16 protein-coding genes are annotated in these 22,934 nt (G+C 70.1%); 4 read left to right on the top strand and 12 right to left on the bottom strand.

The genetic code is table 11. The annotated features are described in order from the left end of the window. Positions 1 to 93 precede the first annotated feature (93 nt). The 4 genes from SH922_RS30275 to SH922_RS30260 all read right to left on the bottom strand — a co-directional run bounded on the left by SH922_RS30275 (position 94) and on the right by SH922_RS30260 (position 4,444). A complete protein-coding gene (locus SH922_RS30275; protein WP_393061390.1) occupies positions 94 to 1,986 on the bottom strand; it encodes a DUF4153 domain-containing protein in 1,893 nt (630 codons plus the stop codon). A gap of 193 nt (positions 1,987 to 2,179) precedes the next feature. Next, the gene (locus SH922_RS30270; RefSeq protein ID WP_393061388.1) at positions 2,180 to 3,076 is read right to left on the bottom strand and encodes an ADP-ribosylglycohydrolase family protein; all 897 of its coding nucleotides are present in this window, start codon (positions 3,074 to 3,076) and stop codon (positions 2,180 to 2,182) included. 10 nt (positions 3,077 to 3,086) lie between these two features. Continuing rightward, a complete protein-coding gene (locus SH922_RS30265) occupies positions 3,087 to 3,746 on the bottom strand; it encodes a histidine phosphatase family protein (protein WP_393061386.1) in 660 nt (219 codons plus the stop codon). Between the two features lie 92 nt (positions 3,747 to 3,838). Beyond that, positions 3,839 to 4,444, bottom strand: a complete 606-nt coding sequence (locus SH922_RS30260) for a YdbC family protein (RefSeq protein ID WP_393061384.1) — start codon at positions 4,442 to 4,444, stop codon at positions 3,839 to 3,841. Positions 4,445 to 4,534: 90 nt separating this feature from the next. Here SH922_RS30260 and SH922_RS30255 point away from each other — a divergent pair, with 90 nt between their 5' ends. Together SH922_RS30255 and SH922_RS30250 are read left to right on the top strand one after the other, a co-directional pair. Then, complete coding sequence (locus tag SH922_RS30255; RefSeq protein ID WP_393061382.1) at positions 4,535 to 5,491, top strand: DUF1152 domain-containing protein; 957 nt, start codon at positions 4,535 to 4,537, stop codon at positions 5,489 to 5,491. Positions 5,492 to 5,619: 128 nt separating this feature from the next. Continuing rightward, on the top strand, positions 5,620 to 6,156 hold the full coding sequence (locus SH922_RS30250) for a TerD family protein (protein ID WP_393061380.1): 537 nt from the start codon (positions 5,620 to 5,622) through the stop codon (positions 6,154 to 6,156). A 104-nt stretch (positions 6,157 to 6,260) separates the two neighbouring features. On the opposite strand, the gene SH922_RS30245 is transcribed toward SH922_RS30250, so the two are convergent. Both SH922_RS30245 and nrdR read right to left on the bottom strand, forming a co-directional pair. After that, complete coding sequence (locus SH922_RS30245; protein WP_393061378.1) at positions 6,261 to 9,164, bottom strand: vitamin B12-dependent ribonucleotide reductase; 2,904 nt, start codon at positions 9,162 to 9,164, stop codon at positions 6,261 to 6,263. Between the two features lie 158 nt (positions 9,165 to 9,322). Then, on the bottom strand, positions 9,323 to 9,835 hold the full coding sequence (gene nrdR, locus SH922_RS30240) for a transcriptional regulator NrdR (protein WP_148021323.1): 513 nt from the start codon (positions 9,833 to 9,835) through the stop codon (positions 9,323 to 9,325). Between the two features lie 556 nt (positions 9,836 to 10,391). On the opposite strand from nrdR, the gene lexA reads away from it, so the two are divergent. Beyond that, complete coding sequence (gene lexA / locus SH922_RS30235; protein ID WP_219573501.1) at positions 10,392 to 11,186, top strand: transcriptional repressor LexA; 795 nt, start codon at positions 10,392 to 10,394, stop codon at positions 11,184 to 11,186. A gap of 73 nt (positions 11,187 to 11,259) precedes the next feature. On the opposite strand, the gene SH922_RS30230 is transcribed toward lexA, so the two are convergent. The 5 genes from SH922_RS30230 to SH922_RS30210 form a co-directional block, all read right to left on the bottom strand. Beyond that, positions 11,260 to 13,230 (bottom strand): ATP-dependent DNA helicase, encoded by a 1,971-nt coding sequence (locus SH922_RS30230; RefSeq protein ID WP_393061375.1) that lies wholly within the window; start codon positions 13,228 to 13,230, stop codon positions 11,260 to 11,262. A gap of 50 nt (positions 13,231 to 13,280) precedes the next feature. Next, positions 13,281 to 15,221 carry an IucA/IucC family protein gene (locus tag SH922_RS30225; protein ID WP_393061373.1) on the bottom strand — a complete coding sequence of 647 codons (1,941 nt, stop codon included), beginning with the start codon at positions 15,219 to 15,221 and terminating at the stop codon, positions 13,281 to 13,283. 60 nt (positions 15,222 to 15,281) lie between these two features. Continuing rightward, positions 15,282 to 16,007, bottom strand: coding sequence for a GNAT family N-acetyltransferase (locus SH922_RS30220; protein WP_393061371.1), 726 nt, complete (start codon positions 16,005 to 16,007; stop codon positions 15,282 to 15,284). An 85-nt stretch (positions 16,008 to 16,092) separates the two neighbouring features. Then, a complete protein-coding gene (locus SH922_RS30215; RefSeq protein WP_393061369.1) occupies positions 16,093 to 18,003 on the bottom strand; it encodes an IucA/IucC family protein in 1,911 nt (636 codons plus the stop codon). A gap of 29 nt (positions 18,004 to 18,032) precedes the next feature. Continuing rightward, the gene (locus SH922_RS30210; RefSeq protein WP_393061367.1) at positions 18,033 to 19,412 is read right to left on the bottom strand and encodes a diaminobutyrate--2-oxoglutarate transaminase family protein; all 1,380 of its coding nucleotides are present in this window, start codon (positions 19,410 to 19,412) and stop codon (positions 18,033 to 18,035) included. Between the two features lie 374 nt (positions 19,413 to 19,786). On the opposite strand from SH922_RS30210, the gene SH922_RS30205 reads away from it, so the two are divergent. Beyond that, positions 19,787 to 21,016 (top strand): trypsin-like serine peptidase, encoded by a 1,230-nt coding sequence (locus SH922_RS30205; protein WP_393061365.1) that lies wholly within the window; start codon positions 19,787 to 19,789, stop codon positions 21,014 to 21,016. Positions 21,017 to 21,314: 298 nt separating this feature from the next. On the opposite strand, the gene hflX is transcribed toward SH922_RS30205, so the two are convergent. Beyond that, on the bottom strand, positions 21,315 to 22,838 hold the full coding sequence (hflX, locus tag SH922_RS30200; RefSeq protein ID WP_393061363.1) for a GTPase HflX: 1,524 nt from the start codon (positions 22,836 to 22,838) through the stop codon (positions 21,315 to 21,317). Between the last annotated feature and the right edge of the window lie 96 nt (positions 22,839 to 22,934).

Genomic DNA, 22,934 nt, shown 5'->3' with positions numbered 1-22,934 from the left:
GGGAAGCAGCACCGACGGAAGCAGTACGTACGAACGGAAGCGGGCCGCCCCTGAGGGGACGACCCGCTTCCGGTGCGATACGTGTCAAGGCGATCAGTACGGGTCGTAGGGGTCGTACGGATCGTCCACGTCGCCGCGTTCGCTCCCGTTGTCCCCCGACCCGAGACCGCGGCAGTCGCGCGTACGGTAACCGGGGTCCCAGTCCCCGAGGATGTCCCGAGCCCTCGCCTCTCCCCAACTCGTGGCGTACCAGGGTTCGTCCGAGTTCCGCAGTGACCGCTGGATCTCCTCCAGGGCGCAGGAGCGCAGGGGCTCCGGGAGGGTGTCGAGGGCCGGTACGGCATCGGCCGAGAGGCCACGCAGGTACTCGATGTCGATCGAGTGATGGCGGCTGTAGCGCTCGACGTTCTGTTGCGCGATCAGCCCGTCGGGCGAGATGAGTCCGAACACCAGGACGCCGACGGCCGCGCTCGCAGCGACGGCGCGCGGCAGCAGCTTCGCGCCGAAGGCACCGGCAGCCATGATCAGTACGAGGACCACGCCCAGCCACAGCTCGACCCCCGCCACGGAGATCCGCAGCCTGGTCAGGCCGTACGCATCGACATAGAGGTCCATGCGTCGCAGCGCGGAGGCGACGACGACAAGCGTGAGCAGGCACAACGTGCCGAGGACGCCGCGTACGAGCGTACGGTCGCGTGCTCCGCCGCGCGGCGCCCAGCGGAGAGCGAGCGCGATCACCAACAGGGTGAGGAGGGTGGCCCAGAGCAGCTGCCAGAATCCCTCACGGGCGTACTGGGAGTAGCTGAGATCGGTCTCGGCCATCACCTTGTCGTACCCGCCGAGCAGCACCGTGAGCTGAATGGCGAGGAAGGCGGCGAAGAGCAGGTTCAGGACGACCAGCGGCAGCGCCCATTCCAGTCGCCCGCGCGCCTTGCCCGGGCGCACGGTCAGTCCGTCCCAGCGCACGGGGGCGGCGGCGGTGTACGCGGCGGCGAGCGCGCCGACGAGGCCGAGCGCGCCGAGGAACAGCCGCCACGGGCTGTCACCGACGGACACATCGGGCATCAGGCTGCCGAGCACATCGGCGAACGCTGCGTCGGCGCTCGCGAAGAGTGCCCCGAACACGACGAGCAGGACGACTGCCACGACCGTGGACCGGAAGGCCACACCCCAGCGGCCGCGGGAACCCGCCATCCGGTCGCGTACGCCGCGGGCGCCCCAGCCCAGTGATTCGGCGACGGATGTGAGCAGGCCCAGCGAGCCGAGGAACATCCCGAGCCAGCTGCGGCTGCCGTGCAGCGCGAGCGAGCCGAGCGCGAAAGCGGACACGATGGCGAGGAAGCTCGGCCAGCCGGCGTCTCGGAGTGCGGGGATGACGAGCAGGGCAAGCCCGCCGACCGCCCACACAGCGGTCCAGGGGCGCAGCCGGCGAGCCGCCGCACGGGCGGCGAAATGCGCCGCAAGCGCCGCGGGGACCGCCACGAGGAGCAGGTTCAGGCCGATGCCGTCGCCGAGCAGCAGGGCGCTGAGCAGTCCCGTCGCGAGTACGGCCCAGAGCGTGGCGCCCGGGATGGTTCCCGGCTTGACCGGGCGGAGTGGCGAGCGCTCCGGAGACGTCCGTCCGGGCTGCCCCCACGGGTTGGGCTGCGGCGGCCGCGCCTGCTGCGCGTAGGCCGGAATCCTCGGAGGCTGCGGTGCGGTGTCGCGTGGCTGCGGGGCGGCGGCGGTCCCGGGCTCCTGCACGTGGCCCCGCGGCTGCGGGGCCACGGCGGGCGAGCTCGCCGTACCGGCCGACGACGCCCCGGCGACGTTCTCCGGCCGGGACGTACCTGCCGGCTCGGTCGACGCCTCCGGCGCCCGGGCCTCCCCGGATGCCGGAGCCCTTGCAGGATCCGGCGCCGGCTGGACGGCTCCCGACGGCTCCGCCGCCTCTGGTATGCCCGGCGCAGACTCCGGCCGGGGTGATTCTGACGTGTGATCTGACACGGGACCCCTCCCCCACCGAGGTCCGCTCACGCGAGCCCTGGGCAGCGCAGCCCCCCGGCGTCTCATTCGGTGCACACCCGTCGTGATGATCACCTAGGGCGGCGTGGCCGAAAGAGTAAACCCCCCGTGACGGCCGTCAGCCGGACGGGGCAACGCTGTGGCAGTTCCGTGACAGTCGGGAGCCGAAGGCGGCCTACCGCGTCATCCAGTCGGGCAGCTCCTCCGTCTGCGCCGTCCACTCCGCCGGTGGCTCGCCCGCCGTGCCCGCCGCGACCACCCCGCCGACGATCGCGCACGTCGTGTCGACGTCGCCACCGGCCTGCGCGGTCACCCAGAAGGCCTGCTCGAAATCGCCGAGACTGCGTGCCGCGGACCAGAGAGCGAAGGGGACGGTGTCGTGCGCGCTCGTGCGGCGCCCGTTGCCGAGGACCGCGGCGACCGTGCCCGCGTCCTTGTAGTCCAGCATGTCGCGGGCCCGGCGCAGTCCGGCCCCGACCGCGCTGCGGGGCACGAGCGCGATCACGCCGTCCAGGAGGTCCGCCGGCGTCGGCGGCCCGGTGGGCGAGGCCGCGAGTGAGGCGGCCGCAGCGACCGCCATCGCTCCGACGACGGCTTCCCGGTGCTGGTGCGTGGTGTACGAGGAGATCTCGGCCTGGTGCGTGGCCTGCTCGGGGTCGTCCGCGTACCAGGCGCCGAGCGGCGCGATGCGCATCGACGAGCCGTTGCCCCACGAGCCCTGGCCCTGGAAGAGCGAGGAGGCCAGCTCGCGCCAGTCGCCACCCTCCCGTACGAGCCTGAGCAGGCGGTTCACGGCGGGGCCGTATCCCCGGTCGAAGTCATGGTGCACCGCGAAGGAGCGGGCGAGCGCGTCCTGGTCGACACGGCCGTGCTTCGACAGCACGGCCAGCACCGAGGCGGCCATCTCGGTGTCGTCGGTCCACTGCCAGGGCCCGGGGGGCAGGGCGCGGTCCTTCAGGAGCGGATAGTTGGCGGGCACAAAGAACTGGGAGCCCAGGGCGTCTCCCACGGAGAGGCCACGCAGGCTGGCAAGGGCGCGTTCGAAGCGCTGGTCGGAAGCGGATTCGGTCATCGCTTCCACTCTATCCGGTGATGCCGTACGGCTCAGGAGTGCGCCAGCGCTCGAACGGCCTGTCCAGCGTGTAGCGCCCGTCCTTCCCGAGCACCAGCGTCCGGGATTCGCCGTTGCCGGGGTTGGAGAGTGATTCGAATTCGGCCACGGACCAGTGGAACCAGCGCATGCAGAACAGCCGCATCGTCAGCCCGTGGGTGACGAGCAGGACGTTCTGCGGGTGGTCGGGGTCCTCGAAGCTCCGGTACAGACTCTCCAGGAAGGCACCCACCCGGTCGTACACGTCCGCACCGGACTCGCCCTGCGCGAAGCGGTAGAAGAAGTGCCCGTAAGCGTCCCGGTACGCCTTCTGGAGGCGCACGTCGTCCCGGTCCTGCCAGTTCCCCCAGTCCTGCTCGCGCAGCCGGGGCTCCTCGCGGACCCGGACAAGACCGAGATCCAGCCCGAGGGAGCTGAACGTCTCGTGCGTACGGCGGTAGGGCGATACGTACACACTCACCCGCTCACCGTCGAAGAGCTCGCGCAGCCGCACCCCCGTCTCGCGGGACTGCCGCAGTCCGGTCGGGGTGAGCCTCAGTGCGTGGTCGGGCTCGCGCTCGTACACGGTGTCGTCGGCGTTGCCCTCGGACTCGCCGTGCCTGACGAGGACAATGCGTTGCGGTCTTGCCATGTACCGACCCTAGATCGAGTCGCGTCCGTTCGAGCAATTGTCCGGAACCCGACGGTGCATGTCGCTGGTGAAACCGCGGCCGTACCGGCCGGTCACACGGTCCATCCCGATTCGAGCTGGACGACATCGCCGGCGAGCGAGGCCACGTCGTCCTCGGTCTGCGCCCGCTGCGAGAGCCGTTCGACACTCGCCGGCCGGTACTTCCCGCGCTCAGCGCTCGACTGCCACATCGACAGGACCAGGAACTCGTGCCCGGGCGCCTCGCCGAACACGCCGCGCAGCATCCCGGGCGATCCGGCCATCGCCGGATTCCACACCCTCTGCTGCATCAGCGCGAAGTGCTCGACACGGTCCTCGTGCACCCTGCTGTGCGCCACCCTGACCACATCCGCGTCCCCGAAGTGGGGTTCGAAGCCGGTCTTCACGTCGAAGCGGTACTCGAACAGCTTGACCTGGATGTCGCTGCACGTACCGGCCTGCGCAGCGGCCAGGGCGTCGTGCCCACGCGCCATGAACGAGTCGTAGAAGACCCTGTTCTCCCAGAAAGCGAAGACATGGGCCACGTCGGGCCGGCTGCGGCTCCAGCCACCGCCCTGCCCCCTGAACCCCGGCTCACCCAGCAGCCCCGCCCACTTCCGCTGCCCCCGCTCGAAACCGCGACGGTCCCCCACACTGCAGCGAATCCACTTGACCAGCACCGCATCATCGTACGGGTGATGGACGTGGCGTGGGTCACGCTCCGACGGAGTGCATCAGAACCGGTCACGGGTGATCGCACAATGATCGCCATGACCTCGCTGCACACCAACCCGCTGTTCGAACGCCTCGATTCGGCGGAGCGGATCCTCGTCGCCGGTGCGGGCGGGGGCTTCGACATCTACGCCGGGCTCCCCCTCGCGCTCTCCCTGATCCACCGGAACAAGCGGGTGCAGTTCGCCAATCTGTCCTTCAGCGCGCTCGAAGGGCTCCCCCTCGACTCCTGGCTCGCACCCGGCCTCGCCGTCATCACCCCCGAAACGTCGCTCCACCAGACGTACTTCCCGGAACGGACCCTCGCGCAGTGGCTCGCCCTGCACGGCTACCCGGGCCGCGTCCATGCCCTGTCCCGTACGGGCGTCCAGCCGCTGCGCGACGCCTATCGCGCGCTGATCGAGCAGTACGCCATCGACGCCGTCGTCCTCGTCGACGGCGGTACGGACATCCTGATGCGGGGCGACGAATCCGGCCTGGGCACCCCGGAGGAGGACCTGACCAGCGTCGCGGCACTCGCCGCGATCGAGGGACCGGACCGCCTGGTCGTCTCGATCGGCTTCGGCGTCGACGCCTACCACGGCGTGAGCCACGGCCTCGTCCTGGAGAACATCGCCGCGCTCGAACGCGACGGCGCGTATCTGGGAGCGTTCTCCGTGCCTCGCACGACCCGCGAGGGCGACCTGTTCGTCGACGCGGTGGCCCACGCCCAGGAGCACACGCCCGATCATCCGAGCATCGTCAACGGATCCATCGCCGCGGCGGTCCGGGGAGAGTTCGGGGACGTCCGGTTCACCTCACGCACCATCAACAGCGAACTCTTCATCAATCCTCTGATGTCGCTGTACTTCGCCTTCGAGCTGGAGGGCATCGCCCGCAACTGCCTCTATCTCGACCGCATCGAGCACACCCACCTCATACGTCAGGTCAGCAGCGCGATCGAGTTGTTCCGGGACGAGGTGCGGCAGCGCCCACCCCGTCGGATCCCGCATTGAGACACCTGGTCCCCCACGGTGGCCCGATTACGCCCCTCGCCCTGAAGCCGGTTGGTTCCAGGGGCCGTTACGGACACGATCGGGTGATAGAACCGGACCGACGGCCCCGCGCGAAGGAGCGAAGTCCGATGAGCACTCCCAACAAGGACATCGAGAAGATCGAGGTCAGGGTCAAGTGGGATCCCAGTCCGCACGGCGAGCCCGCCAACGACCTCGACATCATCGCGGCGACCTATCCGGCCGAGGAGCCGTACGGCAGCCCCGCGTATCTCGTGCACTTCGACAGTCGCGCGCCCGACGGCACCATCACGCTCAACCGCGACAGCAGGACCGGCCAGGGCCTGGGGTACGACGAGGTCATGACGCTGGAGCTGGACCGGCTCTCGGAGACGTACTCCCGGGTCGTCGTCGGTGTCGCCATTCAGCAGCGCGACGGCCGCAAGACGTTCGGGGCGATAGAGAACACCGCCGTGCAGATCCGTGAGGGGTACACCATCCTCTCCGAGGACGACTTCACGGCGGTCGGCGCGGCGACGGCGGCCGTCGTCGCCGAGTTCGTGCGGGACTCCTCCGGTGTCTGGAACTTCCACGACACGGTGCGTGGATTCGACGGGGACGCCGACTCGTTCGCCGCGGCCATGGGAAGCCGTCCGCCCGGAGCGTGACGCGGCGGGCGGACAAGCGAAGGGGGCGGGCAGGAACTCCTCGATCGGAGTCCTGCCCGCCCCCTTCGGCAAGGCCGTAGCCCCTCTCGGGGCACCCGGTTCGGTCAGCTGCAGCCGCTGGTCGAGCCGCAGCCCTCGCAGATGTAGCAGGAACCGGCGCGCTGCATCTTCGTACCGCAGGAGAAGCAGAGCGGGGCGTCGGCGCTGATGCCGAGCTGCATCTCGACGAGCTCGGCCGAGGTGTGCGCCGTCTTCGGCTCGGCCTTCTCGGCCGCCTGGACGGGGGCGACCGCCTTCAGCGGCTCCGTCCGTACGGGAGCGGACTGGGCCAGGCTCTCGGCCTCCAGCTGCTCCTCCTCGAACGTCGGCTCGTAGGAGCCGGTGTCGAGGTGGCGCTGACGCTCCTCGGCGGAGTGGATGCCGAGGGCGGAGCGGGTCTCGAAGGGCAGGAAGTCCAGCGCCAGGCGGCGGAAGATGTAGTCGACGATCGACTGCGCCATCCGCACGTCCGGGTCGTCCGTCATACCGGCCGGCTCGAAGCGCATGTTGGTGAACTTCGAGACGTACGTCTCCAGCGGAACGCCGTACTGCAGGCCGACCGAGACGGCGATGGAGAAGGCGTCCATCATGCCCGCGAGGGTCGAGCCCTGCTTGGACATCTTCAGGAAGACCTCGCCGAGACCGTCGTCCGGGTAGGAGTTGGCGGTCATGTAACCCTCGGCGCCACCCACCGTGAACGAGGTGGTGATGCCGGGACGGCCCTTGGGCAGACGCTTGCGGACCGGGCGGTACTCGACGACCTTCTCGACCGCGGTACGGATGGTGTCCTCGGCCTTGGCCGTGACGGCCTCCTTCTCCTTCTCCTTGGTCTTCGCGGAGAGGGGCTGGCCGACCTTGCAGTTGTCGCGGTAGATCGCGAGCGCCTTGACGCCCATCTTCCACGCCTCGAAGTAGACCTCTTCGACGTCCTCGACGGTGGCCGTCTCCGGCAGGTTCACCGTCTTGGAGAGCGCGCCGGAGATCCACGGCTGGATGGCCGCCATCATGCGCACGTGGCCCATCGCGGAGATGGAACGCTCGCCCATCGCGCAGTCGAAGACCTCGTAGTGCTCGGTCTTCAGACCGGGGGCGTCGATCACGTTGCCGTTCTCGGCGATGTGGGCGACGACCGCCTCGATCTGCTCCTCCTGGTAGCCCAGGCGGCGCAGGGCCTGCGGGACGGTGCCGTTGACGATCTGCATCGAGCCGCCGCCGACCAGCTTCTTGAACTTGACCAGGGCGAGGTCGGGCTCAAGGCCGGTGGTGTCGCAGGACATCGCGAGACCGATGGTGCCGGTGGGCGCGATGACCGAGGCCTGCGCGTTGCGGAAACCGTTCTTCGCGCCGAGGCGGATGACGTCCTGCCAGGCCTCCGTCGCGGCGGCCCAGATCGGGTTGTCCAGGTCGTCGGCGTGCACGGCCACGGCGTTGGCGTCGGCGTGCTGCTTCATGACGCGCTGGTGCGGCTCGGCGTTGCGGGCGTAGCCGTCGTACGGGCCGACGACGGCGGCCAGCTCGGCGGAGCGCTTGTACGAGGTGCCGGTCATCAGCGAGGTGATGGCACCGGCGAGCGCGCGGCCGCCGTCGCTGTCGTACGCGTGGCCGGTCGCCATCAGCAGGGCGCCGAGGTTGGCGTAACCGATGCCCAGCTGACGGAAGGCGCGGGTGTTCTCGCCGATCTTCTCGGTCGGGAAGTCGGCGAAGCAGATGGAGATGTCCATCGCGGTGATGACCAGCTCGACGACCTTGGCGAAGCGCTCGGACTCGAAGGACTGGTTGCCCTTGCCGTCGTCCTTGAGGAACTTCATCAGGTTCAGCGAGGCGAGGTTGCACGAGGTGTTGTCCAGGTGCATGTACTCGCTGCACGGGTTCGAGCCGTTGATCCGGCCGGACTCGGGGCAGGTGTGCCACTGGTTGATCGTGTCGTCGTACTGGATGCCGGGGTCGGCACAGGCCCAGGCCGCCTCGGCCATCTTGCGGAAGAGGGACTTGGCCTCGACCTCTTCGATGACGTCGCCGGTCATTCGGGCGCGCAGCCCGAACTTGCCGCCGGACTCGACGGCCTTCATGAACTCGTCGTTCACGCGGACCGAGTTGTTGGCGTTCTGGTACTGGACGGACGTGATGTCGTCGCCGCCCAGGTCCATGTCGAAGCCCGCGTCACGCAGGGCCCGGATCTTCTCCTCCTCCTTCACCTTGGTCTCGATGAAGTTCTCGATGTCGGGGTGGTCGACGTCGAGAATGACCATCTTGGCCGCACGGCGGGTGGCGCCACCGGACTTGATCGTCCCGGCGGACGCGTCGGCGCCGCGCATGAAGGAGACCGGTCCGGAAGCGTTGCCGCCGGAGGAGAGGAGCTCCTTGGAGGAGCGGATGCGGGAGAGGTTCAGGCCGGCACCTGAGCCGCCCTTGAAGATCATCCCCTCTTCCTTGTACCAGTCGAGGATCGACTCCATGGAGTCGTCGACGGCCAGGATGAAGCAGGCGGAGACCTGCTGCGGCTGGGGGGTGCCGACGTTGAACCAGACCGGGGAGTTGAAGCTGAAGACCTGGTGCAGGAGGGCGTACGCCAGCTCGTGCTCGAAGATCTCGGCGTCCGCGGGAGAGGCGAAGTAGTTGTAGTCCTCGCCGGCCTTCCGGTACGTCTTCACGATCCGGTCGATCAGCTGTCGCAGACCGGTCTCGCGCTGGGGGGTGCCGACAGCCCCGCGGAAGTACTTGCTGGTGACGATGTTGACCGCGTTCACCGACCAGAAGTCGGGGAACTCGACGCCACGCTGCTCGAAGTTGATCGAGCCGTCGCGCCAGTTGGTCATGACGACGTCACGGCGCTCCCACGCCACCTCGTCGTACGGATGCACGCCGGGGGTGGTGTGGATGCGCTCGATACGCAGGCCCTGCTTGGTCGCAGTCGACTTGGTCCCCTTGGTGCGGGAACCTCGTGCCGGGCCGCTCGCCGTCTCTGTCATGCCGCCTCCCATATGTGGGCAAAAACGCCCTGAAGTGCCGAGAACTTCCCCGGGCACAGTGTGTGTCTGATGCTTCGGACGCCACGTACATCGTCCGGAGCAGGTCCAGGTGCCGGCCCGCAGCCGATCTTCGGATCAGCGGGGCCGACGAGTGCCGCTCAGTCGGCGGCGACGGCGGGAACGGGGACCTCAAGGGTCTCGCCGGTCCCGCATCCTTGTACGGGAGGCCGCCGCTCGCGGAGTTCCACGATGGCGGCCTCGAAGTCTTCGAGGCTGTCGAACGCCCGGTAGACGGACGCGAACCGCAGGTACGCGACGAGGTCGAGTTCCTGCAGGGGGCCGAGGATGGCCAGACCCACGTCGTGGGTGGTCAGCTCGGCGCTGCCGGTGGCGCGCACCGCCTCCTCGACCCGCTGGCCGAGTTTGGCGAGGGCGTCCTCGGTGACCGGCCGCCCCTGACACGCCTTGCGCACGCCGGAGATGACCTTGGTGCGGCTGAAGGGCTCGGTGACACCGCTGCGCTTGACCACCATGAGCGAGCAGGTCTCCACCGTCGTGAAACGGCGGGAGCAGTCGGGGCACTGGCGACGCCGGCGGATCGAGGTCCCGTCGTCGGTGGTGCGACTGTCGACGACCCGGCTGTCGGGGTGCCTGCAGAAGGGGCAGTGCATGGCTCCCAACCCTCCTTCACAGCACGACTGAATAGCCTCTTCAGGCCCGGTGAGGGGCCTTCGAAGCGGTCTCAAGCATAGGCGATGACCACACCCCCGATGGACGGGGACCACAACTTCTGGGCGGCTGTAGCAATCCAACCACTAGATCTTGGGTTTGGCCGCGCATTTGGCCCTAGCGCGTGTCGCGCGCCCCGGGCGGCCGGAAGGCAGCGTACGGCCGACCAAGAGGGTACGGGAAGCGGACGGCGCCACCGAGTGCGGGGGCGGCCGCCCCAGGGACGCACGAGCGACCGCACGGGCGCACGCAAGGCCACCCCGCGCACCGGCGTCGCAGGTGCGGACGCTACCGTAATGGTCCGAAATGCCGGACGGTTCGCGCGCGAAGGCGAGAGCCCGACGCGGCGACGGAACACCCCTCCCGACTTCGCTCATACACCCGGCACTGAGCACTCAACAGACTTTTATTCGTTTTTCACTCGAACGTGTGTTTGGCGCAACCTTTCGAAAGCTACTACCGTTGTCCAGCTAGGGAGACCATTCGAGAGGGGCCGACGTGACCACCACCGCAGACAGTGCCATCATCACTGCCCAGGACCGCTCCCAGAGCCGACTCGAGCCGGTGCATGCCATGAATGACTCAGTCACGAACACGGAGGGGCCGGAGCCCGCGCGCCCAGCGCGCTCGCTGCCCGGACGACCTCCCGGAATCCGGGCGGACAGCTCGGGGCTCACGGACCGGCAGCGGCGAGTGATCGAGGTCATCCGGGACTCCGTACAACGGCGGGGTTACCCCCCGTCGATGCGGGAGATCGGTCAGGCGGTGGGCCTTTCCAGCACGTCCTCCGTCGCACATCAGCTGATGGCCCTGGAGCGCAAGGGCTTCCTGCGCCGCGACCCCCATCGCCCGCGGGCGTACGAGGTGCGCGGCTCGGACCAGCCCAGCACGCAGCCCACGGACACCACGGGGAAGCCCGCGGCGTCCTACGTGCCGCTGGTCGGCCGGATCGCCGCCGGTGGTCCGATCCTCGCCGAGGAATCGGTCGAGGACGTGTTCCCCCTCCCCCGCCAGCTGGTCGGGGACGGAGAGCTCTTCGTGCTGAAGGTCGTCGGTGACTCGATGATCGAAGCGGCGATCTGTGACGGGGACTGGGTCACCGTGCGACGCCAGCCCGTGGCGGAGAACGGCGACATCGTGGCCGCCATGCTGGACGGCGAGGCCACGGTCAAGCGCTTCAAGCGCGAGGACGGCCATGTGTGGCTGCTCCCGCACAACTCCGCGTACCAGCCGATCCCCGGCGACGAGGCGACGATCCTCGGCAAGGTCGTGGCGGTGCTCCGGCGGGTGTGAAGCCCCGCTCGGTCCTACAGGGCCCCTGGTATCCGCTGTACGGATACCAGGGGCCCTGACCGTTTCCCCGGGACTACTTCGCGTCGGCCCTGGCCGCCGCGTCGATCGCGGCGAGCGAGCGCCGTGCCTGGTTCGGGTCGGTCGTGTACCAGAAGTCGGGGAGCGAGGCGCGCAGATAGCTGCCGTACCTGGCATTGGCCAGGCGCGGGTCGAGGACCGCGACGACACCCTTGTCCCCGGTGGCACGGACGAGACGGCCGGCTCCCTGGGCCATCAGCAGTGCCGCATGCGTGGCGGCCACGGCCATGAAGCCGTTGCCCCCGGCCTCCTCGACCGCCTTCTGGCGTGCGCTCATCAATGGATCGTCGGGCCGCGGGAACGGAATCCGGTCCATGATCACCAGCTGGCAGCTCGCGCCCGGAACGTCGACGCCCTGCCAGAGCGAGAGCGTGCCGAAGAGACAGGTCTCCGGGTCGGCCGCGAAATTCTTGATCAGTTCCCCCAGGGTCTCTTCGCCCTGGAGCAGGATCGGCTTCTCCAGCCGGCCCCGCAGCTCCTCGGCGGCGGCCTGGGCCGCCCGCATGGAGGAGAACAGTCCGAGCGTGCGCCCGCCGGCGGCCTCCACCAGCTCGGCGAGCTCGTCCAGCATGTCGGTGCGGGACCCCTCCCGGCCGGGGGTCGCCAGATGCCGGGCGACGTACAGGATCCCCTGCTTCGGGTAGTCGAAGGGCGAGCCGACGTCGAGGCCCTTCCACTGCGGGACGTCATCGCCCGCGATGCCCTCCGGAGAGAGCCCGAGGGACGCCCCCACCCCGTTGAAGTCCCCGCCGAGCTTGAGCGTCGCCGAGGTGAGGACCACGGAGCGGTCGGCGAAGAGCTTCTCGCGCAGCAGCCCGGAGACCGAGAGCGGGGCGACCCGCACGGAGGCACCGAAGCGGTCGTGGCGCTCGAACCAGACGACGTCGTACTCGGAGCCCTGCGTGATGCGCTCGGCGACACCGTGGATCGTCTCGATCGAGGCCATCGCCTGCTTACGGACCGCGTCCTCGTCCTGGACGGACTTGTCGCGGGTGGAGCCGAGTGCGGTGATCACCGTACGAGCGGCGTCGCGCAGCGCCATCAGGGCATACCCGAGGTCCTCCGGCACCTCCTCCAGACGGCCGGGCAGTGCCAGCTCCATCACCCGCTCGAAACCCTCCGAAGCCGTCTGCAGGGCGTCGGCGGCCTTCTCGTTGACCAGCTTCGCCGCGCGGCGCACGGCACGGTTGACCTGGCCGGGGGTGAGCTCGCCTGTGGCCACTCCGGTGACCCGGGAGACCAGCTCGTGCGCCTCGTCGACGATGAGTACCTCGTGCTGCGGGAGCACCGGGGCGCCCTCGATGGCGTCGATGGCCAGGAGCGCGTGGTTCGTCACCACCACGTCGGCGAGCTTGGCACGCTCCCGGGCCTGCTCGGCGAAGCACTCGGCCCCGTACGCGCACTTGGTGGCGCCCAGGCACTCCCGGGAGGAGACGGAGATCTGTGCCCAGGCCCGGTCCGAGACACCGGGGGTGAGGTCGTCCCGGTCGCCCGTCTCCGTCTCGTCCGCCCAGTCCCGCATGCGCAGCAGGTCCTGGCCGAGCTTGCTGGACGGGGCGGCCGCCTCGAACTGGTCGAAGAGCCCCTCTTCCTCCTCCTGCGGCACGCCTTCGTGGAGGCGGTGCAGACAGAGGTAGTTCGACCGGCCCTTGAGCATGGCGAACTGCGGGCGGCGGCGCAGCAGCGGATGCAGGGCGTCGACCGTACGCGGAAGATCGCGCTCCACGAGCTGGCGCTGGAGGGCCAGGGTCGCCGTGGCCACCACGACGCGCTCGCCGTGTGCCAGGGCGGGCACCAGGTAGCCGAGCGATTTGCCCGTGCCGGTGCCCGCCTGGACGAGCAGGTGGGAGTGGTCGTCTACCGCCTCGGCGACGGCGTCGGCCATGGCGGCCTGGCCGGGTCGCTCCGTACCGCCGACGGCGGTCACGGCGGCGTGCAGGAGCTCGGGGAGGGATGGCTTCGTCATAGCCCGACCAGCCTACGGGGCGCCACTGACAACGACGGTCACTCCCGGACTCAGGCGGAGGCGTGGAGCGGATTGGCCACCGTGCCGTGGACCGCCGCGTGCGGGCGCTCGGGCCGGTCACGGTAGCCGTCCAGGTGCAGGCGGTTGCGGTTCAGACAGAGGCGTTCGATGCGGGGCGTCAGCATGTCGAACATCTCGAACCGCTCCTTCAGCTCCGGGAACCGGACGTGGTGGCGCAGGATCTCCGCCCGGACGAGTGACCAGAATTCGCTCTCCGGGACCCCGAGCTGTTCCTCGCAGAGCGGGGACAGGAAGCGGAAGACTCCGGTGAAGAGACCGGAGTGGATGAACTGGGTGAGGAAGGCGGGCTCCTCGGTGAGCAGGACGCGACGCACGTCCTGCGGCATCGTGTCGTGCTCGGGCAGCGGGCGGGCGCTGACGTTCACGTCGTCGACGAAGTCCTTGATCGCCAGGCGTACCGGGACGTCGTGGTCGTCGAAGACGACGATGGCGTTCTCGCCGTGCGGGGAGAAGACGGTGCCGTAGCGGTACAGGAAGTGCAGCAGCGGCGGGAGCAGCGCGGCGAAGAGCCGGGTGAGCCAGGCGGTGGGCGTCAGTCCGGAGCGGGCGACCAGCTCGGCGGTGAAGGCGCGGCCCTGCGGATCGGTGTGGAGGAGCGAGGCGAGGGTGCGGGCCCGCTCACGGGGCGCGAGGCGCGGCAGGAGGGGCTCGCGCCAGATCGCTCCGAGGATCTCCTTGAACTGGTACGGCGTCTCCGGAAGGTGGTCGTAGAGCGGATGCTCGACCGTGACCGAGGCGACCTCGCCGAGAAGGATGACGCCGCAGGTGTCGCGCAGGAACGGATCGTTGTCGCGCATCCCCTGCACCCAGCTGGTGACGGCGGGTGCGGCGAGGGTCCGTTCGGTCGGCAGGCCCCGCCAGACCAGCGTGTTGAGGATGGACAGCGGGAGCTTGACCGTGTGCCGGTCGGGCCGTGCCAGGTTGGCGAAGGTACGGATGGACTGCTGCGGCAGCCGCAGGTCCGGGTCGGCGTGCAGGGGGACGATGTCGCCGGCGGCGATGGCCGGGGCGAACAGGGGCACGATCCACTCGTCCCACTGCCAGGGGTGGACGGGCAGGCAGTAGTAGTCGTCCGGGTCGAGGCCCCGGCCGCGCAGAGTGGCGGCGAAGGACGCGCGAACGGCGGGGTCCAGCTCCTGGGCGTAGAGCCGGCCGGCGTCGGCGAGCGCACCCACTCCCCGGTAGGCGGCGATCCGGGAGGACACGGCGATCCACGGCAGCGTGACCGGTGTGCGGGCCTCGGGGGTGAAGCGGGCGGCGTCACTGGCGGAGAAGCCGAGCCGCCCCTTGTTGGCGACGATCCAGGGGTGGCCCGTCTGGTGGCCCTCGAGTTCGGCGTAGTCGAGATCGGCCAGCTCCGCGGCGCTGAGTGCGCCGTGGTCGAGGCGGGCGTCGGCGGTGAGCGTGGTGGTGAGTTCGCGGACTAGGTGGCCGAGGGTGGCACCGTCCAGCCCGAGCAGGCGGCGGGCGCGGGCGAGGAACAGCAGCGGGTCGCGGAAGGGGACGCTGCCCACGACCTGGTCCGGAGCCGGCGCCGCTGTCCCCGCCTCGCTGCCGGACCCGGCGGTCGCATCCGTCGCCGCCGCGCTGTCCGCCCCACGGGCGGTCTCGTCCGCCTCCGTCGCCGCGCTGCTCGCCTCGCGGATCGAGTCGGGGGCGACGCGCCAGCTGCCGTAGACCCCCCGCCGGGCGGTGAAGATCAGGCTGCCGCCGTCGTCGAGCACGAGGATGTACGTGTCGCCCCCGGCGCATCGTGGAACGGGCTGGACCACTTCCTCGTAGGCGAATTCGCCGAGCATCTTGGCGAGCAGCCGGGCAGCGGCCCGGTCCCAGACCGCACGGTTCAGTTCCGGGGTGCTGAGCAGCGCGGGCGACTGGGCTGCATCACTGCTCGCGGGATATTTCGGCACAGGGACTCCTCGGGAGGGAACCGACGGGGTTCGAGCGGCGGGGGCAGGACAGCGGATCGTTCACAGCTGGGCACGGTGGGCTCGGTCGCGGACCATCAGCGCGGCCCGCTTCTCCGGGAGTTCGACCTCGGCGGAGTAGCGGAATCCGGCGCTCAGGAAGGCGGAGACGGACGGGGTGTTACGGAGGTCGGGCTCGGCGACGACCCGCGTGCACCGAGGGCGGTTGTCGAGGACGAGATCGGAGACGGCCCGGAGCAGCGTCGTCCCGATCCCGTGGCCCCGCTGTTCCACGTCGCCGATGAGGAGGTGGATCCCGGTGTCGTGCGGCCGGACCCGGCAATGTCGGGCCAGGGGGTCGAGGTCGGCCCGGTAGATCTCCCAGTAGCTCATCGGGACGCCGGAGAGCACTCCCAGACAGGGAATGCTGCGTCCGTCGCCTTCGAGCTGGGGCATCAGGTGCGCCGCGGTGACGGTCTCGGCCCCGGCGAGTTCCCAGAAGGCCGCGACGGCGGGATCGTTCATCCAGCGGCTGATCACGGCGAGGTCGCGCTCCAGCCGCACGGGGACGAGCTGGAACACCCCGAGCGGGGTGGTGACGGGCTTCCACTCCGCCGGCCGGTCGAGCAGACCGGAGGGCTCCGGTCCGTACCCGTGTGCGAGGGCCTCCTCCCCCAGGAGCACGAGCAGTTCGGCGGTGAGCCGCAGATCCAGCGTGTCCTCGTTGCCCGGGCCGGCCTGTGGAGCGGGGCCGGGCCCGGGGTCGGTGGGCGCATCGGCGGGAGGCACGGTGACGCTCTCCTCTCTCGTCGGTCGGCGTCCCGGCCGGGACGGGCTCGACAGTCGGTGTCCCGGCTGGGACGAGGTGGGTTCCTCAGCCGCACAGGGGGTTGGTGATGGTGACGTAGACGGACTGGGTGTCCACCGGCCCGACGAGTTCGTCGAGGCCGCGCAGGCGCGTCAGCATGTTGGCCTTGCAGCGCAGGCGGGGGGTTTCCAGCAGCTGCTCGGGGAGCGGGGATCCCAGCGCGGTGGCCGATCCCAGGAACCGCCGGAAGGCGGCGAGGAGCACCTGTTCGTCGGCGAGCTGCTGGGCGCCGAACGCCCCGATCAGTCCGAACACGTTGTTGATGCCGAGGTAGTACGCGAAGCGTTCGTCGGTGACGGCGTCGGAGACGAAGGTGTCGCTGACCGATCCGATGCCGGGGAGCCTGCGGTCGAGAGCGGCGCGGTGGGACTCACGGAAGTAGTAGCCCTGATTGTCGCGGTAGCGGCCGCCGACCGGCCAGCCCTCGGCGTCGAGCAGGACCAGGGTGTTCTGCTGATGGGCTTCGAGGGCGACCCCCGCGTTGCCGTCGAGCCAGAGGACCGGCCGCACCACACGGTCCAGGTAGCGCAGGAACCACTCGGCCGCGACGGCGGTCGTGGTCCGGCCGGTGGCAGCACCGAGGCGGCGGACGATGTCGGCGAGGCGGGACCGCATGCCCGCCCGGTCGGGCCAGGGGCGCGGCGCGGTGAGCCCGGCGATGCAGACCGCGTCGTCGTACCGGTCGAAGGGGTTGTGGCGCAGCATGACGTCGAAGCCGGGGATGTGTTCGCCCTCGGGGGTGTCGACCGCGAGCCATGCGGGGTCACGGACGATGTCGAATCCGGGGTGGACCGCGTGCCACTGCCGGGCCAGTCCGCTGCGCAGCAGCCGGTGGACCTCCACGCCCCGGTGGAGTTCCTTGCGGAGGTTCTCCCGGCGGGAGTTGGTGATGCGTACGCCGAGGGAGAGCTTCAGCATGAGGTCGACGCCGGGCCTTTGCACGGTGCGCACCGAGGAGGTGGGGTGCCAGCGCTCGCCGTACGGACCGAGGTCGTGCAGCAGTCCGGAGTCGGCCAGGGCGGCGACTTCGGGCCGCATCGCCAGTTCGCGGGCCTGCCAGGGGTGGAGCGGGATCGGCGCGGTGTGCGCGGGCAGCCGGAGGCCTTCGGCGTGACGGGCCACCAGTTCCACGGCCGGGACCGGTCGGCCGTGGTCGGTCCAGGCGGAGTCGGTGGCCAGTACGGACCGGTCGACGGCCATCCAGTGGAGCGGGAAGGAGCCGTGCGACTCGGGTGAGTAGCGACGGGACTCGGAGTCGGAGATGCCTTCCCGGCTCTTGGGCGAAGGGTGGAGCGGGTGGCCGAGAAGGAGTGACTGCTCCGCGGTGAGGAAGAGGTCCGCCCCGGCGGGCGCGGCGGGCCGGCGCCGTTGTTCGTCGATGAACCCGGCCGTCCGCCGTACCGAGTCGGCCACCCTGGCGACCATGTCGGCGCCCTCGTGGTGGCCTGCCTCGCGGCCCAGGAGGGCGGCGACGGTGACGGCGTCGGCGGCCGGAGCGTCCTCGGGGGCCTGCTCCAGGAGGGGCGGTCCGAAACGGTGCCAGCCGGTGGCGGACCAGTGGCGGACGGGGACGAGCAGGGCGGTGCCGCTCGCGGGGAGCGGGATGCGGAGGGTCTCCCCCTCCGGGCGGGGCAGGTCGCATTCGCGGACCCAGCAGCGCAGCAGGTTCTCGATGCCCGCCACATCGGCGGCGCGAAGCGGGTCGGGGTGGTCCAGGGGATCGGGGTGGGCCAGCGGGCCGGGCGCCGGTGCGGGACAGGCGGTCGCCGTCCGGTGGGCGTGCCACTGACCGTGCGGCACCTCCTTCTGGCGTGGCACGGTCGACGCCTCGACGGCGAGGTGGCCGGAGGTCCCGGCCTCTCCCCGGTGGTGGCTGGAGGGAGGGCCGTCGGCCTCGGGCGCGGGGGTGGGGTTCACGGCGGTCTTTCCTGTGATGGTTTCCGGGGTCAGCGGATCGACCCGGTCGCGGTCCGTCGGTGCGGTGAACGCTCGGCGGCTGCCAGGGCGTCGGCGAGGCGGTCGACGACCGCTGTCGCCTGTTCGTCGGTGAGCGTGAGGGGTGGGAGCAGGCGTACGACCGTGGAATGCCGGCCGCCGAGTTCGACGATGAGTCCGCGGCGCAGACACTCCTGCTGGACGGCCGTGGCAAGGACGGGATCCGGTGGTGCCTCGCCGCCCACGCCCACCGGAGCGGCCTCGGGGTCGACGAGTTCCACGCCGATCATCAGGCCCCGCCCGCGGACGTCACCGATGCTCGGGTGGTGGCTGGCCAGTGCCCGCAGGCTCGCGAGCATCCGGGCGCCGAGGTCGGCGGCCCGATCGGCGAGCCGGTTCTCCCGCACGTACGCGAGGGTGGCGGTGCCTGCGGCCATGGCGAGCTGATTGCCCCGGAAGGTGCCGGCGTGGGCACCTGGCTGCCAGGTGTCGAGTTCGGAGCGGTAGACGATCACTGCGAGCGGAAGGGAGCCCCCGATGGCCTTGGACAGCACCATCACATCGGGCACGATGCCACTGTGCTCGACGGCCCAGAAGGCACCGGTCCGGCCGACACCCGTCTGGACCTCGTCGGCGATCAGGGGGACGGACCGGGCTGCGGTGATCTCCCGCATGCGGCGCATCCAGGCGTCCGGGGCGGGGTTGACCCCGCCTTCGCCCTGGACGGGTTCGAGGATCATGCCGGCCGGTGCGGGGGTTCCGCTCTTGGGGTCGTCCAGCACGCTCTCGGTCCAGCGTGCGGCGAGTTCGGCACCGTGGTCGCCGCCGGTACCGAAGGGGCAGCGGTAGTCCTGCGGGAAGGGAAGCCGGGTCACCCGTACGTCCTCGGCACCGCCCGAAGCGGCGAGGGCGCCCGCCGTCATGCCGTGGTAGGCGCCGGTGAAGGCGAGCAGACCGCTGCGCCCGGTGGCGGCGCGGACCAGGGTGAACGCCGCCTCGACCGCGTCGGTGCCGGCCGGCCCGCAGAACTGGATCCGGGCGTTGTCCGCGAACTCCCGTGGCAGGGTGGCGAACAGCTCCGTGGTGAAGGCGTCCTTGACCGGCGTGGCCAGATCGAGCACGTGCAGCGGTGCACCCGAGTCGAGGACCTTCTTGATCGCTTCCAGGACGACCGGATGGTTGTGCCCGAGAGCCAGCGTCCCGGCTCCGGACAGGCAGTCGAGATAACGCCGCCCGTCCGCTCCCTCGATGGTCAGTCCCCGGGCCCGTACCGGCACGATCGGCAGCGAACGCGCGTAGGTACGGGCGGCCGATTCACGCAGCGACTGGCGGCGCAGGATGCCTTCGTGCGGCGCGAGTGGTGGTGCCGGAGCTGGTTCGGTCACGGCCACGGCTGTTGATCCTCCTGCTGTAACAGTTGCGTTGCACGTCAGCACGATTCCGCAAGGACGGACTGCGGGGGTGAACGCTGTCTCCGTGTCCCCCGTATGTACCAACGACGCGGGGCGCGGAGGATCACGGGTAAATCCGAAGATCCTTGCGGGCCGGAACCAGGCCCTGCCGCACGCCGTCCACAACCGCACCGGCATAGTGGGGGACCGTGCCGTGGCTCCGGGACAAGATCCCGGCCACTGCGGCATGCCCGGAAAGGCACACGGTCCGCCGTCCGGCGGAGCCGGCCCGGGTGCCGTACGGCAGTGCAGAAGTGCAGTACAGAAGCGTTGAGTTACGAAGTTGAGTTACGAAGTCCCAGGGGGATCACCAGATGCGACTCATTCGACCAGGATTCACCGCACGCCGTGGGGGGAGCGCTCGCCGCTTCCCCTCCCCCGTGCTTGCCGCCGCGGCGGTCACCGCCGTCCTCGCCCTCACCGCGACGGCCTGCGGGCCCAGCGAGGACGACGCGAGCACCGAGCCGAGCAGCAGTTCCGCGGGCCAGACGTCGGACGGCAAGATCACCATTCCGGATGATCTGAAGGACCGGCTCAAGGAACACGGGATCGACCTCGACCAGTGGAAGAGCGGCGAGTGGAAGAACTGGGACAAGGACAAGTGGCTGCGTGAGGCCAAGGACTACATCAACCCCATCATCGAGGACCTCTGGGACCCGGACCGGATGCGGGACGCCGACAAGGCGCCCGAGCAGCCGGTCGACAACGACATCTCCGGCGACGAGGGCGTGACGGACCCGACACCCGCCCCGGTCCGGGCCGTTGGCGTCCAGACGCCGTACCACGACAACGCCGCCGAGTCGGGGAAGCTGTTCTTCGACGGCCCCGAGGGCTCGATGGTCTGCTCGGCGACCGTGGTGAAGGACCCGGCGCACCCCGGCAAGTCCAACATGGTGTGGACCGCCGGCCACTGCGTGCACGCGGGCAAGAAGGGCGGCTGGTACCGCAACATCGCCTTCGTGCCGTCGTACAACAACAGCGGCCTGTCGACCGACGAGCTCCGGAACAACCCGCCCAAGGAGAAGGTCGCCCCGTACGGCGTGTGGTGGGGCTCGTGGGCGCAGACGTCCGAGCAGTGGATCGACCAGGGCGCATCGGTCGGCGGTCTGGGCGCCCCCTACGACTTCGCCGTGCTGCACGTGACGCCGGAGAAGGGCTCGACCGGGAAGTCCCTGGAGGAGACGGTCGGTTCGGCACTGCCGGTCGAATTCAACGCCCCGGCCGTACCCAAGATCGCTGACATGACGGCCACCGGCTTCCCGGCCGCTCCGCCGTACGACGGCCAGAAGCTCTTCCAGTGCAAGGACAAGCCGGGCCGGCTCTCGCTCACCAAGGACGACCCGACGATGTACCGCATCGGCTGCACGATGACCGGCGGTTCCTCCGGTGGCGGCTGGGTCGCGGCGGGGCAGGACGGCAAGCCCGCGCTGGTCTCCAACACCTCCATCGGACCGGTGGCGGCCGGCTGGCTGGCCGGACCCCGCCTCGGCAAGGAGGCCAAGGGCGTCTACGACTCGGTCAGCAAGAAGTACGCGGGACAGTGACGGGTCATCGTCCGCCCGGGTAGGAACGGATCGTCTTTCACCCGGGTGCGGATGACTGCATATCAGGGGCCTTCGGCGGGACACCTTCCGCCGAGGGCCCCTGAGCCGTACGGCGGCACCGGACCGGTGCCGGCGGGCCTGCCGGACCGTACCTGGGGTCAGGGCCGGGGGCGCCCAGCAGATCATCACGATGACGAGCGACGAGTCCGGCGCCCGGTGGCGCCCCACGCCCCCGGACAACGGCGGACGGCCCGCTCCCCCGAGGGGGGAGCGGGCCGTCCGTCTGTGGGTGCCGCGGTCAGTGCACCGCGGGTACGAACGCGGCGAGGTCCGAAGCAAGCTCCTCGTGGACCCGCGCCTTGAGCAGCGTGCCCTCCGGCGTGTGCTCCTCGGAGATCACCTCGCCCTCGGCGTGCACCCGGGAGACCAGTCCACCCTGGGTGTACGGCACGAGCGCCTCGATCTCGACCGACGGCCTCGGCAGCTCACTGTCGATGAGCGCGAGCAGCTCGTCGATACCGGCGCCGGTCCGTGCCGACACCGCGATCGCGTGCTTCTCGTTGCGCAGCAGCCGCTGGAGGACCAGCGGGTCGGCCGCGTCGGCCTTGTTGATCACCACGATCTCGGGCACGTCCAGCGCGCCCACCTCGCGGATCACCTCGCGCACCGCGGCGAGCTGCTCCTCCGGCACCGGGTGCGAGCCGTCCACCACGTGCAGAATGAGATCGGACTCGCCGACCTCCTCCATGGTGGAGCGGAACGCCTCGACCAGGTGGTGCGGCAGGTGCCGTACGAACCCGACGGTGTCGGCGAGCGTGTAGATCCGTCCGCTCGGTGTCTCGGCCCGGCGCACGGTCGGGTCGAGGGTGGCGAACAGTGCGTTCTCCACCAGCACACCCGCACCGGTCAGCCGGTTGAGCAGCGAGGACTTACCCGCGTTGGTGTAGCCCGCGATGGCGACCGAAGGCACCTTGTTGCGCTTGCGTTCCTGGCGCTTGATCTCGCGGCCGGTCTTCATCTCCGCGATCTCCCGGCGCATCTTCGCCATCTTCTCGCGGATCCGTCGCCGGTCGGTCTCGATCTTGGTCTCACCGGGACCACGGGTCGCCATGCCGCCACCGCCGCTGGAACCGCCGCCGCCCATCTGACGGGAGAGCGACTGACCCCAGCCGCGCAGGCGCGGCAGCATGTACTGCATCTGTGCCAGCGAGACCTGCGCCTTGCCCTCACGGGACTTGGCGTGCTGGGCGAAGATGTCGAGGATCAGGGCGGTCCTGTCGACCACCTTGACCTTGACGACGTCTTCCAGGTGGATCAGCTGGCCGGGGCTGAGCTCACCGTCGCACACGACGGTGTCCGCCCCTGTTTCGAGAACGATGTCGCGCAGCTCGAGCGCCTTGCCGGAACCGATGTAGGTGGCCGGGTCGGGCTTGTCGCGACGCTGGAAGACGGCGTCGAGCACCTGTGCTCCGGCCGTCTCGGCGAGTGCCGCAAGCTCTGCGAGGGAGATCTCCGCGTCGTGCACCGTGCCCGAGGTCCAGACACCGACCAGCACCACGCGCTCCAGGCGCAGCTGCCGGTACTCGACCTCGGTAACGTCCTCGAGCTCGGTGGAGAGTCCGGCCACACGCCGCAGGGCGGCACGGTCGGAGCGATCCAGCTGGTCGCCGTCCCGCGCTCCGTCGATCTCGTGGCTCCAGGCGACGTCCTCTTCCATCAGGGCGTCGGCCCGAAGGGGGCTTTCGGTGAGGCTCTCGGTGACGTTCTCCGTGGCACTCTGCGCGTCCTGCGCGTCCTGGGGAAGGGAAGAAGAGGAGGTCATTGGATCCTTACGTCGATAGAAGTCGGTTGCATCAGTCACAACGCGTGACCTCCCGGGATGATTCCCTCGGGGGGAATTCTCCGGTCCGGCCGCCGT

Origin of the sequence: Streptomyces sp. LN549 (genome assembly GCF_043203805.1) — a bacterium.
Classification (GTDB): domain Bacteria; phylum Actinomycetota; class Actinomycetes; order Streptomycetales; family Streptomycetaceae; genus Streptomyces.
The sequence above is the reverse complement of the archived record's forward strand: the minus strand, read 5'-3'. Positions and strand labels throughout refer to the sequence as shown.

Bases quoted from the DNA above. Each gene is read 5' to 3' on its own strand.
- SH922_RS30230 (WP_393061375.1), bottom strand. From the start codon at position 13,230: ATGACGAAGCCATCCCTCCCCGAGCTCCTGCACGCCGCCGTGACCGCC.
- SH922_RS30265 (WP_393061386.1), bottom strand. From the start codon at position 3,746: ATGGCAAGACCGCAACGCATTGTCCTCGTCAGGCACGGCGAGTCCGAG.
- SH922_RS30250 (WP_393061380.1), top strand. From the start codon at position 5,620: ATGAGCACTCCCAACAAGGACATCGAGAAGATCGAGGTCAGGGTCAAG.
- SH922_RS30255 (WP_393061382.1), top strand. From the start codon at position 4,535: ATGACCTCGCTGCACACCAACCCGCTGTTCGAACGCCTCGATTCGGCG.
- hflX (WP_393061363.1), bottom strand. From the start codon at position 22,838: ATGACCTCCTCTTCTTCCCTTCCCCAGGACGCGCAGGACGCGCAGAGT.
- SH922_RS30245 (WP_393061378.1), bottom strand. From the start codon at position 9,164: ATGACAGAGACGGCGAGCGGCCCGGCACGAGGTTCCCGCACCAAGGGG.
- nrdR (WP_148021323.1), bottom strand. From the start codon at position 9,835: ATGCACTGCCCCTTCTGCAGGCACCCCGACAGCCGGGTCGTCGACAGT.
- SH922_RS30270 (WP_393061388.1), bottom strand. From the start codon at position 3,076: ATGACCGAATCCGCTTCCGACCAGCGCTTCGAACGCGCCCTTGCCAGC.
- SH922_RS30205 (WP_393061365.1), top strand. From the start codon at position 19,787: ATGCGACTCATTCGACCAGGATTCACCGCACGCCGTGGGGGGAGCGCT.